The sequence below is a fragment of the Moritella dasanensis ArB 0140 genome, from assembly GCF_000276805.1.
Taxonomy (GTDB): Bacteria; Pseudomonadota; Gammaproteobacteria; order Enterobacterales; family Moritellaceae; genus Moritella; species Moritella dasanensis.
Window position 1 is genome coordinate 111,259 of sequence record NZ_AKXQ01000003.1, and the last position, 12,006, is coordinate 123,264.

Below are 12,006 nucleotides of genomic sequence, written 5' to 3' on the forward strand. Positions count from 1 at the left end.
TTTCATCATAACTGCTTTACAGTGTTCTGATTTTGGTGTGTTATGGGCGATTGAGTGTGAGATGGATCTTAGGCGAAAATATGGATTTTAATAACCAATCTTTTATGCAACCAATATTAAATTGGTGGCAGGGTATGACTGAATTATCAACCAATACACCCATCGTAATGACGTTTTGGCTCACTGTTGCTGTCTTATTGATGAGTATTTTAATTATTTTAACGCTATCGCGAAAACTTTCGACCTATAAGTCATTACTGACCTTTTCAGCAACCCCGACATTGGTTCTTGATGTCAAAAATGCCTCGATACTTTATGCTAATTCGGCCGTCACCGCTATTTTTGATCAAGGCAGTAATACCAGCCATATTGTCGCTAAATGTTGTTTTGAACGACTCTCCAATCTTACTGGCAAAACCACTGTCACTAATGATGTATTTCACATTAAGCAATTAAAGAAAACCTTACGTTATAGTGCGGTGAACATTAATTATCAAGGACGTCGGGCGTGGTTATGCCAGATTGATCATATTGATACTAACTCTTCCACTATCTCACCTTGGGATATGGACGGACAAATCATTAATAGTTTATTTGCGTCCAACTCGGCATTGATTCATATCAAAACATTGGATGGTTTGATTCTCAGCTGTTCACCATCATGGGCAACGCAATTTGGCCAATCGGTAGCGCAAGTGAATGGCCATTTTGAACACGATTTTTATAGTGCGTCGAAGTTAGAGCGTATCAAGTCTTATGAAACGTCGGTGCTCACTGGTGAAGTTCAGGAATATGAAGAGTGGAGTACGGTTGATGACAACAATATTTTATTACAAACTATCAAGTATCCGCTGTATGACGAACACAAAACCGTTGTTGCGATCTTAACTGTATCGAATGATCAAACAGAAGTGATGGAACTTAATGAACGCCTGCAGAGTGATAATAGCGAGCATTTACGTATTGAAGCAGAGCTAAGTCGTGATAATAGTTTATTAAATTCGGTTATTAATGCTACGCCAGATCCCGTTGCGTTTATGAATGGTAATGGCAAATATGTTGGTGCTAACCAAGGCTATTGTGAAGTTGTTGGTATTAAACATGCCGATTTAATTGGCGTGGATAGACAGCAACTCTTCAGCTCGGATAAAAAATCGTGGTTACTGGAACAAGAAAATCAATTATTAGTCGATGGTAAATCGGTTCGCTATGAAGAGTTAATAAACCTCGCCGATCAAGAGCCGCGCTGGTATGAAATATGTAAACAACGCTATGTGAATAATACTAGTGGTGAAAATGGTATTTTAATTATCTACCGTGATTTAACCGAACGTAAACGTATTGAGCATGACCTTGAGCAGGCGATAGAAAAATTTGATGAACTCAGTTCCATCGATGAATTGACTAAAATCGCCAATCGACGCACTTTTGATAGTAAATTACAGCATTATTGGTCAACCCATCATCGTGAAGTCAATCAGATGTCTTTGTTGTTCTGCGATGTTGATAGTTTCAAGTTATACAACGATAATTACGGTCACCCGATGGGCGATACGGTTTTAGCGAGTATTGCGCAAGTGATGGATGGTCAGGTACATCGTGGTGCAGACTTAGTGGCGCGTTATGGTGGCGAAGAGTTTGCTGTGATTTTACCCAATACTGATGAAGAGGGGGCCATTCGTCTGGCCAGTCAAATCATTGCGGCGGTCGAAAATTTGGCCATTGAACATGCGCATTCTAAGGCGTCAAAAAATGTCACCTTAAGTATCGGTATTGCCACCATGTGCCCAGAAAGTGAAAGTTCGGAAGCACAATTACTTGAAAATGCAGATAAGGCGTTATACCTCGCGAAGGAAAATGGGCGTAATCAATACAGTGTTTACCGAGATGAGAAAGCGGATTCAGACATGGTGGAATTAAATTTTGATCTATTAACATGATAGATTCATTAAAAGCTTAATTTACCAGTGGTTTGCTTATAACCTATCGTATATTATTAATTATCTAGATAATTTTATTAATATGGGTACACCATGATAAAAATCAGAGCTTGGGCTCAATACTATGTTGATATGCTCACTAAGTTGGGTGTTATACGCTTTAGTATTATCTCTGCCGCTACGATTATTTTCTTCTCTATTACCATTCAAGCCAGCATCAATTATATTCTACGTGGCCAGGTCAAACTTGACGATTTGTATGCGGCACTTTCATTTGCGATTGTCGTCACGCCTTGGGTAGTATTTTTCCTGTCTATCGTCGTCCAGCAGCTCGAAGACTCACGAAAACGACTCAGTAAAATGGTCTACAAACTGCAAGAAGTACGTGCCCGTGATTTACAACTACAGCAAGAATTACAAATTAACTTGGTTGAGCTTAATGCTGAGTTTGAAGAGCGTAAGAAAGCTGAAGCAGATAGAAAACAGGCGTTTATAGATTTGGAAAATGAAGTTTTTCAACGTGAACAGGCGCAATTAGTCGTTGAAGAACGCTCTGCATTAGTCCGCTCATTCATTGATAGCTCGCCCGATCTGGTTTATTACAGTAATAAACAAGGTCAATTTTCCGGTTGTAACTTAGCCATGGAAGCATTAACGGGGAAAATCGAAAAAGAACTTATCGGTTTGAGTCCTTTTGATGTTTATGATACCGATATAGCCGCTAAGTTTGCAGCTACAGACAAAGCCGTCCTCAATACCAAACTACCAGAAACGTATGAGCAATGGTTAACTTATCCTGATGGTCATAAAGCCTGCTTTGAATTGCGTAAAGTCCCCTTCTTTGGGCGAAAAAATGAATATTTCGGGGTCTTGGGTTATGGTCGCGATATTACCGAACGTAAGAAATACCAAGATGCATTAGAAAAAGCCAGTCGTGATAAAACCACGTTTATTTCGACAATCAGCCATGAGTTGCGCACACCGTTAAATGGTGTGGTTGGTTTAAGCCGTATCTTACTTGATGGTTCGCTTAGTGAAGAGCAGCGTCAGCACTTGAATACTATTTATGTAAGCGCCCAAACAATGGGTAATATCTTTAACGATATTATTGATTTGGATAAGTTTGACCGTCGTAAGTTTGAAATCGTCAATCAACCGATTGAATTCAGAAGCTTCTTGAATGATATTAAAACACTAGCGCTGTTACAAGCAGAGCAGAAGGGCTTGGTATTAGCGTTTGAGGTATTTGGTGATATTCCTGATTTTATTAATGCCGATGGTACTCGATTACGTCAAGTTTTATGGAACTTGGTGTCTAATGCGGTGAAATTTACCGATTCGGGCGAAGTCAGTATTCGAATATTCACCAGTGAAGAAGACGATAATAAGATTGGTTTGACCGTTGAAGTTGAAGATACCGGTATTGGTATTTCAGCGGAAGGGCAAGACAAGATATTCGCGATGTATTATCAGGAACAAGGCAGTAAACGCGCAACGGGTACTGGTATTGGCTTATCGGTTGCTAAAAGTTTAATGACTGCGATGGGCGGTGATATCTGGGTCAGCAGTGAATTAGGCGAAGGGTCTTGCTTTACGATTGAGTTTGACGTCGATGGTGTGGAAAGTTTACAGCAAGGTGATGCAGCTGACAGTGAACAAGCTAAACTGTCGATACTGCTTGTCGAAGATATCGAACTGAATGTCACTGTGTGTACGGCTATTTTAAATAAATTTGGTCATAGTGTAGATGTTGCTGTCGATGGTCGCAGTGCTATCGAAATGGCACAGACTAATCGTTATGATTTAATTTTATTAGATATTAATTTACCGGATATGTCTGGGTTTGACGTGATCAAAACCTTGCGTGAAAATAAGATGCTGGAGTTACCACCAGTCGTCGCGTTAACGGCGAATGTGATTAATAATCGCCAAGAGTATATTGATAAAGGCATGGATGATGCGATCAGTAAACCACTCTCGATCAATGCGGTCACGGGCGTACTCAGTCGTTTATTTAGCCGCGTAGCAAGCCGCGATGAACCTACACCTTATATAGCTGACGAGCTTGATGATGAGCAAAGCATGCTTGATGAATATCTTGATGTTGATTTGTTACAACAATACCTTGATACCTTAGGCAAAGATTTATTACTGCAAAGTGTGCTTTTATTTGAACAAACGATGCCGCATTATTTAACTTTATTGAATACGAATTTAACGGCGCGAGATCAAGATGCTATTGTTGATGAAGCCCATAAAATTAAAGGCGCGGCAGGTTCGATCGGATTAGTACGCATTCAGCAGGTATCACAATTAGCGCAGTCACCAGATCAACCTACCTGGTGGGAAAATATTGATGATTGGGTAGAGCAAATTAATACGGAATATCAGCATGATGTTAATCGTCTGAAGACCTGGATTGAAAATCAAGATGGATAAATGGGATTCGTTTACTAATTTTATTACCTTACTGCTGGTTTTTCTGCATGCGGTGATCATTATATTAGTTTCATTTCGGGTCATCACTAAACGCCGTTCTGCGAGTATTTCGTTGGCTTGGTTATCGGTGATTTACACGTTACCGTTTGCTGGCGTGATTATTTATCTCATTTTTGGTGAGTTGTATCTGGGGAAAAAACGGGTACAGCGAGCTGAAGCGATGTTTGACCCTTTTACCCAGCGGATTAATCAATGTGCGGCGCCGTATTTGGTGCCTTATGATGAGGATAACAGAAGTTTAGTCACGCCATTGCGTGAGTTGATTTATGCACGCTTTCAAATGCCAGCTGTGACTGGTAATCAATTGACGTTATTGACCAGTCCTCATTGTATTCTCGAGCAGATAGTCGCGGATATTGACGCTGCGACTCAGGTTGTCTACCTTGAATTTTATATATGGGCAGCTGGCGGTAAAGCCGATCAGGTGGCATTAGGGTTAATTGCAGCCGCCAAACGAGGCGTCGATTGTCGGGTGATGCTTGATTCAGTAGGCAGTTCGGCCTTTTTTAAAAGCGCTTGGCCATGGCAATTTAAGCAGGCTGGTATCCATCTTGTTGAAGTATTACCCGTTGGTCCTATGCGGATATTTTTTCATCGTCAAGATTTACGTATGCACCGTAAGCTTATCGCCATTGATAGCCATGTCGGTTATACCGGCAGTATGAATTTGGTTGACCCGCATGTGTTTAAACAAAATGCGGGCGTTGGTGAATGGGTTGATATTATGATCCGCATGCAAGGTCCGATCATTCCGATTACCGGTTCACTACTGGAGTTTGATTGGGAGATGGAAACCGGTGAAAGCTTAGTTAAAAATATGATGGCTAAATGCCAAGAAAACCCTGTATTTGATGAAAACAGTCATGTGCAAGTGATCCCATCTGGGCCTTATGTTGATGATGATAATATTCATCAAGTATTGGTTTCCGCGATTTATTCAGCGCAAAAATCATTGATTTTAACGACCCCTTACTTTGTCCCTGATGAAGCACTGCAAGCGGCGCTTAAAACAGCCAGTGCACGCGGTGTGAAGGTGCAAATAATTCTGCCAGCGAAGAATGATTCACGTATGGTCGATTATGCCTGCAAAGGTTTTTTTGAAGAACTGTTGGTTTGTGGTGTCGAAATATATCAATACCAAAATGGCTTGCTGCATACCAAAAGTATTCTTGTCGATAATGAACTATGTTTGGTGGGTACGGTTAATTTGGATAAGCGCAGTTTTTGGCTTAATTTCGAAGTGACATTACTGATTGATCAATCCCCTTTTATCGCTGAACTTTATCAATTACAGTTATCTTATATCGCCCACTCGCACAAAGTATGTCTGACTCAATGGCGACAACGGGGTCGAGTACAGCGATTTTTAGAAAGCGTATTTTATTTATTTAACCCATTACTCTAACTCTTTATAACAAAGATCAGGAATTAAGATGAAAAAAGCAATTTTATTAGCATTAACTGTATTTGGCCTAGCGGCATGTAGTAACACCGAGACTACCGCTGAAACAGCACTGACATTACCGACATTACCAACTTACGGTAATAGCTGCCCAGATGAACGTCCACAGATGTGTACAATGGATTATCGTCCAGTATGCGGTACGACAGAGTCGGGCGAAATGAAAACATTCGGTAATGCATGTGGCGCTTGTTCTGATGAAACGGTACGTGGTTTCACTGAAGGTGAATGTAAGTAGCCTTCGCTGGACGTCGCTGCTGCGTAAGCAGTCACTCATGCTTAGATAGAAAAAAACCAGTGAAGCGATTCACTGGTTTTTTTATAGGCTGTCGCTCTTGTTATCACTGGTTAAGCGATGACTTATTTAGAGTTCGTTATTTAGAGTTCGTTATGCATCTGCTTGTGATTCGCGCGCCAATTTCGCGTCTTGACAGCCTTTAATCGCATCTTGAATTAAATCTAATGCAGTGCCATTGTATTCGGGTAATGTCACGTCAGATGTCGCGATAGGCGTGGTTCTTTGGCCCCACTTGATTACCGTCGCGCCCCAAGTCAAACCACCGCCAAATGCAGCAAGTAATACGTTATCACCAGCGTTAATACGGCCTTCTTCGAGTGCTTCACAAAGTGCAATTGGCACTGTTGCTGACGAGGTATTACCATATTTATGGACGTTCACCATTACTTTTTCTTTACTTGCACCCATGCGTTTAGCTAAGAAATCAATGATACGTAAATTCGCTTGATGCGGAATAATGAAATCAATGTCTGCAGGTGTCATCTGGGCTTTTTCTAGCGCAATCGTAGATGCTTCGCCCATACGGGTTACCGCACGTTTAAAGATCTCTTTACCTTCGAAATTAAAGTCAAACAGACCATCTACATTTTTGAAGCGGGCTCTGTCTGTTCCAAAGTTAGGGACTGAAAGGATATGACCTGCGTCGCCATCACAGCCTATTTTGTTACTTAAAATACCTTGTTTTTCTGTGCTTGATTCGATAATCACGGCGCCTGCGCCGTCGCCGAATAATACCGCTGTACCACGTTCTGTCCAGTCAAGGAAATAGCTGATGCGTTCTGCGCCGATGACTAATACCTTGTCCATTTGACCACTTTGGATAAACGCATTCGCGGTACTCAAGCCATATACAAAACCAGTACAAGCGGCATTCATATCAAATACGGCGGCGTTAGTGGCGCCTAATTTCGCTTGTACTTTTGATGCGGCACTTGGCAGTGTGCAATCGGCTGTACAAGTCGCAAAGAAAATACCGTCAAGCTCTGATGCATCAATACCCGCTGCTGCAATAGCTTGGCACGCTGCTACATACGCTAACTCTGATGTACTTACATGTGAGATACGACGTTCTTGCATACCGGTACGAGATTGGATCCACTCGTCATTAGTATCAAGAAAAGTGCTGAGATCTTGGTTTGTTAGCGTTGCGGGCGGTAGGCATTTACCCCAACCGGTGATATTTGCATAATGCATTAAAATTTACCTGTGTTTGGTGACTGGCTATTACAGATTGAATCGCGAAATGTACGCAATACGAAGTGATTAAGTATTTTATTATACGCTGTATAGTGAAATGACGGTTATTGAAATTGAAATTACTTTGTCAATTATAGAGGTTAGTGTTTGAAAGAGGTAGTTAATTTCTAATCGTGGCGCTATTTATGCTAAAAGTAGACACAAAAAGTGCTAAAAATGAGACACAAAAAAGGCATCGTTTAGGATGCCTATCTTTGCGTTAATATTGCCTGTCACTTGTGATGACGATAATTACCTGGGTAAGGCGTTGTGTCTGATTGGTAGCAAGAAGGGTACTTCTATCACCACATCGACCTGGGTTAAGGTGTCTGCTAATCAGCTTTTGGCGTTATCTTTAACTGGGTTTAGTATAGCGAGGTTGATTGAGTATGTGGTTGCGATGTTTGCATTAATTCGGAAGATTATAGCAATTACATTTGAAGTAATTCACATAATAAGCAATAATTAACCCTTAGTGTATTCTTGTACGCTATTTGTAGTCTCTATTTCCAACTGAGAGGCAATGCTAACTAACTAAGCAACGAAGTAAAAAAGGGAATCGAGGTGATAAGCATGAAATTAGACCGTACAGATAAGTTAATTTTAAATCTAATACAAGAAAATGGCCGGATCAGTAATTTAGAATTAGCCGATAAGATTGGTCTGTCTGCGTCACCTTGTTCACGACGGGTAAAGCATTTGGAAGAGTTAGGCTTAATTGATAAACATGTCACCTTACTTAATCAAGCCAAGCTCGGTCTGAAATTAACCGCTTATATCCATATCAGTATGGATCGTCACACACCTGAGCGATTTGATAATTTTGAAGCCGAAATTGCCGCGATTCCAGACGTGATGGAATGTTGCATTATCACCGGTAGTGATGCCGATTTTCAGTTAAAGGTTATCGTGCCGGATATGGATCATTATCAAGAATTATTGCTTGGTAAGTTAACGCGTATTAAAGGGGTTACTGGTGTGAGATCGAGCTTTATGCTGCGTAATGTTTTAAGCCGAACGGTATTGCCGCTCGACCATATTAAATAGCCTGCAATAGAAAAAACTGTAATAGCAAAAGCCTAATACTAAATTAGCTGGCTGCAGTAAGATACTTCTCTTTTGCAGCTTGATAATCAGCAATTACACCGGACATTACCGATTCTTCGTACGCAATTAAACCGCTTAACAACATTATTTTTTGACCTGTGCCGACTTTGTCATCACCTTCGTAAAAATCGAACTTAAACGTCACCGTTGCACGCTTACCTTGCACTTCAATAATCGCTTCATCAAATTTAAGCTCAATGCTATTAACTTGTACGCGAGTCATGTTTATTTCCATTGATTTATACATGATTAAAGCACGTGCGGGATTAAACATCAGATTTTCTGAACGCATCAGTGGCACCATGATGTCTGGAAAATTTTTGCCTGAAAACTGGACGTATTCTTTGATGATTTTGGTGATTATTTTTTCATCGTGAGAAGATTGACCGTCAAGTTCTAATTCCATAAAGGATTTTTGTTCGGTATTTAATATTTCGGTTTTATTCTCTAGTAGCGGGGAAAACACGAGGTCAGTGTCGTTTTTAACCATACCGGTAAAGTCAATTTTCATTGTTTCAGATAAACCGAATTTAGCCAAAGACACAGCAAAAAGTAAGTCGCCTGGTACACAAAAACGTTTATTATCCACATCATGGATCTTGTTATAATCGTTTGCTACCGTTTTAGCAAAGCGACTAGACTGTTGTTGAGTAAAGCGAAAAGAGCTGTCTTTTTGAGAATAGAATTCGTTTAGAAACATATTTAATTAAGCTACGATAATGAAAACACCAGTTTACATTAAATTTGCCTATAGGCAGGTCGATCCAGTTGCAAGTCTGATTGTTTTAAATGCAGACTGGGTCACGATGTTTGGTTATTTTCTTACATCTGGGGTGACACTACGTAAAATACCAATGCCGGTATTAAATAAAGTCGAACTGGTTTTGATCAACGTTTCAGCAGGCATCGTCGCCGCTGACCCCATTATTGTTGGAATAAACTTTTTAAAGGAATTATCAACCCCGTCTTCTACTTCTTTGCTGAGCTGTGGTAAAAACGCGTCAATTATTTGATCCAGTTCCTGCTTCACATGCGCTTCTAATTCGGGTTGTAGTTCGGCTATCTTGGCTTCAATCGCATCGGCTATATCTTTACTTATTTGTGGCGATGCTTGGCTAATGGTGGCTTCTGCTTCGGTTTTTACTAAGGCAATTTGTGTTGCTAGGTAAGGTTTGATGACTGTATTGAAGACATAGAGAAAGGCCACTGCTGTAAAGATGCTACTGAGTAAGGCGGTAAAGATAATTGTTAGCATGATGAACCATTAAATTAAGAATGAATTTTAATACTAACCATTTGGTTACTGGTGTAAAGGTATATCTGTGAGGAAACAGGAGTGGGACCACAATGCTTTATTGGGCCCCGCTTATGTATCAAGCCAGTATTATTTATCGCGCTGGTCTTATTAATTGAATCCAGCGGCAATCTTATTGTAAGAAACGCAAGTCGCTTAAAATACGACAGTACGGTTTTCATAAATAAATACACGTTCTTCAAGAACCAAACGCAATGCTTTACTCAGCACTGATTTTTCGACATCTTTTCCTGAACGCGCCATATCTTCGGCATTGTATTTATGATCCACGTGGATCACGTCCTGCAAAATAATCGGCCCTTCATCAAGATTGTTGGTGACGTAGTGGGCTGTTGCACCAATAATTTTCACACCACGTTCAAATGCTTGCTTATAAGGTTGTGCACCAATAAACGCAGGCAAGAAGGAATGATGGATATTGATGATTTTGTTTTCAAATGCAGCAACAAAATTGGGCGTTAGAATACGCATGTATTTTGCTAAAATGACATAATCTGGTTGATATTTAGCTACTGTCTCAATGATCTGTTCTTCGTGTTCTTCACGGCTAATGCCGACGTGAGAAACGGTGTGATAAGGTACATCAAATTTTTCTGCTAACTCAGCGAGGCTATCATAATTACCAACAACGGCTGCGATCTCAACATCCAAGCCGCCGTAGTAATTTTTCATTAAGATATCACCAAGACAATGTGCTTCTTTGGTCACTAAGATGACGATGCGTTTACGGCCCGCAGATACTAGTTTACGGTGTGTCCCTGTTGGTAGAGCACCATCAAGGTCGGCAAGTAAGGTTTCATCGTTGAAGATACCTTCGAGCTCGGTGCGCATGAAAAAGCGATTATGGGTGTTATCGACAAACTCGGTATTGTTGGTGATGTTAAGTTGGTGCTTGTAACAAATGTTAGTGATCTTTGAGATTAGACCTTTTTGATCGGGGCAATCGGCCAGTAATATTTTCTTTTCCATGATTATATCTACTACTTTATCTGATGTGTAATGAACTATAGCTAAACAGGATATGTGCTTCTGGTATCCGTTTAGCTATATTTGCAGTGTTGCTTATGGCGTTAGCCCAAGTTTTTTATGTTGGTTTTAACCACAGCATTTTTTGTGTTTTTTACCACTGCCACATAAACAAAGATCATTACGACCTTGTTTTAATGACGCAGGGTTAAGTTCGCCATGGGTATAAAACCATTGCTGATCTTGTGCTATGAAGTAAGAGCGTTCATGTAAACACGCTTCTTGCTCGCCGTCTTGGAACCATGCTTTGAATTCCACGATACCGGTTTCGCTTTCTTCATCACCTTGACTCATTATTATTTCTAATCGCAGCCATTGCGTATTTTTCGCCGTGTCGGAAATTAAATCTTCATTTAAGTCAGCAATAAAATCAGGGTGATGGGTTGCCATTAAATACACGGGCGCGTTATGCACATAAGCACTGTAACGTGAACGCATTAGTTGCTCGGCAGTGGCAGCTGCCGCCGTACCATAAATGTATTTACCGCAGCAATCTTTAAAGGGCATTGCTAAACCACAGCTACAAGCTGTATGCATAATGGTTCTTTATTTTGCTGCTTCAACAGGTGCGCGCGTACCAATTAATACGGTACCGTCCTGTCGAAATGAAAGGGTTTCTTTGCGTTTTGCAGAGATTAACAATGCACCATCATCGTAGAACAAAAAGTTTTTCCAGTTGCGTTTAAATGTGCCCCAGTTCGTTTCAATCATATTGAAGCGTTCATAGCAAAAATAAACTTTACTGTTATCATCCCAGGCTAAATGCGCAAGCACAGCTTCAGGTAATTCAGTGTTATCGTCATTATCCCAAGCTTGCTGCCAGTCGGCTTCTTGTGACCAGGTGTTTTGGTCGTGTGGCCAGTCGCCTTTACTGAATTGATCGGTAAAGTTACATTGCGAGCTAATCAGTTGGCTCCACAATTGACCTGCTCTGGCTTTACTAAATGGTTTGATATTAGCTAAATCATCACTGTTAACAGGCAAGGATTTATGGTTGAAAATCCACTTTCGAGAATAAGATTCAAGTTCTATATAATTCATTAATGCTACTGGCTATAAATAAAATTATTTTCAGTTTACAACATTATTAACCTGGGCGGTATTAATTACTCAACAGGCCGTA

Annotated in this window: 11 protein-coding genes; 5 read left to right on the plus strand and 6 right to left on the minus strand. The window is 40.5% G+C overall.

Going from position 1 to position 12,006, the window contains the following annotated elements; genetic code table 11:
* Nucleotides 1-80 precede the first annotated feature (80 nt).
* From A923_RS0103420 to A923_RS0103435, 4 genes are all read left to right on the plus strand, one after another.
* Nucleotides 81-1,940: a sensor domain-containing diguanylate cyclase gene (locus tag A923_RS0103420; protein WP_017220248.1), complete on the plus strand. Its 1,860-nt coding sequence runs from the start codon at nucleotides 81-83 to the stop codon at nucleotides 1,938-1,940.
* Between the two features lie 93 nt (nucleotides 1,941-2,033).
* A complete protein-coding gene (gene arcB / locus A923_RS0103425; RefSeq protein WP_017220249.1) occupies nucleotides 2,034-4,379 on the plus strand; it encodes an aerobic respiration two-component sensor histidine kinase ArcB in 2,346 nt (781 codons plus the stop codon).
* The gene (gene cls / locus A923_RS0103430; protein ID WP_017220250.1) at nucleotides 4,372-5,844 is read left to right on the plus strand and encodes a cardiolipin synthase; all 1,473 of its coding nucleotides are present in this window, start codon (nucleotides 4,372-4,374) and stop codon (nucleotides 5,842-5,844) included. Before arcB ends, cls begins: the two co-directional genes overlap by 8 nt.
* A gap of 28 nt (nucleotides 5,845-5,872) precedes the next feature.
* Nucleotides 5,873-6,139 (plus strand): Kazal-type serine protease inhibitor family protein, encoded by a 267-nt coding sequence (locus A923_RS0103435; RefSeq protein WP_017220251.1) that lies wholly within the window; start codon nucleotides 5,873-5,875, stop codon nucleotides 6,137-6,139.
* 150 nt (nucleotides 6,140-6,289) lie between these two features.
* On the opposite strand, the gene A923_RS0103440 is transcribed toward A923_RS0103435, so the two are convergent.
* Complete coding sequence (locus A923_RS0103440) at nucleotides 6,290-7,393, minus strand: ketoacyl-ACP synthase III (RefSeq protein ID WP_017220252.1); 1,104 nt, start codon at nucleotides 7,391-7,393, stop codon at nucleotides 6,290-6,292.
* Between the two features lie 615 nt (nucleotides 7,394-8,008).
* Between A923_RS0103440 and A923_RS0103450 the strand changes: the two genes are divergently transcribed.
* Nucleotides 8,009-8,482 (plus strand): Lrp/AsnC family transcriptional regulator, encoded by a 474-nt coding sequence (locus tag A923_RS0103450; protein WP_017220254.1) that lies wholly within the window; start codon nucleotides 8,009-8,011, stop codon nucleotides 8,480-8,482.
* Between the two features lie 43 nt (nucleotides 8,483-8,525).
* Here A923_RS0103450 and A923_RS0103455 read toward each other — a convergent pair whose 3' ends face one another.
* The 5 genes from A923_RS0103455 to A923_RS0103475 all read right to left on the minus strand — a co-directional run bounded on the left by A923_RS0103455 (nucleotide 8,526) and on the right by A923_RS0103475 (nucleotide 11,924).
* Nucleotides 8,526-9,242 carry a DUF3581 family protein gene (locus A923_RS0103455; RefSeq protein WP_017220255.1) on the minus strand — a complete coding sequence of 239 codons (717 nt, stop codon included), beginning with the start codon at nucleotides 9,240-9,242 and terminating at the stop codon, nucleotides 8,526-8,528.
* Between the two features lie 114 nt (nucleotides 9,243-9,356).
* Nucleotides 9,357-9,797, minus strand: a complete 441-nt coding sequence (locus tag A923_RS0103460) for a hypothetical protein (RefSeq protein ID WP_017220256.1) — start codon at nucleotides 9,795-9,797, stop codon at nucleotides 9,357-9,359.
* Between the two features lie 195 nt (nucleotides 9,798-9,992).
* Nucleotides 9,993-10,826: a formyltetrahydrofolate deformylase gene (gene purU, locus A923_RS0103465; protein WP_017220257.1), complete on the minus strand. Its 834-nt coding sequence runs from the start codon at nucleotides 10,824-10,826 to the stop codon at nucleotides 9,993-9,995.
* A gap of 126 nt (nucleotides 10,827-10,952) precedes the next feature.
* A complete protein-coding gene (locus A923_RS0103470; RefSeq protein ID WP_017220258.1) occupies nucleotides 10,953-11,420 on the minus strand; it encodes a YchJ family protein in 468 nt (155 codons plus the stop codon).
* A gap of 9 nt (nucleotides 11,421-11,429) precedes the next feature.
* Entirely contained in the window at nucleotides 11,430-11,924 is a 495-nt protein-coding gene (locus A923_RS0103475; RefSeq protein WP_026006045.1) for a DUF2947 domain-containing protein, read from the minus strand.
* Between the last annotated feature and the right edge of the window lie 82 nt (nucleotides 11,925-12,006).

Excerpts from the sequence above, each read along its gene's own strand:
- A923_RS0103420 (WP_017220248.1), top strand. The coding sequence starts at position 81 with ATGGATTTTAATAACCAATCTTTTATGCAACCAATATTAAATTGGTGG.
- arcB (WP_017220249.1), top strand. The coding sequence starts at position 2,034 with ATGATAAAAATCAGAGCTTGGGCTCAATACTATGTTGATATGCTCACT.
- cls (WP_017220250.1), top strand. The coding sequence starts at position 4,372 with ATGGATAAATGGGATTCGTTTACTAATTTTATTACCTTACTGCTGGTT.
- A923_RS0103435 (WP_017220251.1), top strand. The coding sequence starts at position 5,873 with ATGAAAAAAGCAATTTTATTAGCATTAACTGTATTTGGCCTAGCGGCA.
- A923_RS0103440 (WP_017220252.1), bottom strand. The coding sequence starts at position 7,393 with ATGCATTATGCAAATATCACCGGTTGGGGTAAATGCCTACCGCCCGCA.
- A923_RS0103450 (WP_017220254.1), top strand. The coding sequence starts at position 8,009 with ATGAAATTAGACCGTACAGATAAGTTAATTTTAAATCTAATACAAGAA.
- A923_RS0103455 (WP_017220255.1), bottom strand. The coding sequence starts at position 9,242 with ATGTTTCTAAACGAATTCTATTCTCAAAAAGACAGCTCTTTTCGCTTT.
- A923_RS0103460 (WP_017220256.1), bottom strand. The coding sequence starts at position 9,797 with ATGCTAACAATTATCTTTACCGCCTTACTCAGTAGCATCTTTACAGCA.
- purU (WP_017220257.1), bottom strand. The coding sequence starts at position 10,826 with ATGGAAAAGAAAATATTACTGGCCGATTGCCCCGATCAAAAAGGTCTA.
- A923_RS0103470 (WP_017220258.1), bottom strand. The coding sequence starts at position 11,420 with ATGCATACAGCTTGTAGCTGTGGTTTAGCAATGCCCTTTAAAGATTGC.
- A923_RS0103475 (WP_026006045.1), bottom strand. The coding sequence starts at position 11,924 with ATGAATTATATAGAACTTGAATCTTATTCTCGAAAGTGGATTTTCAAC.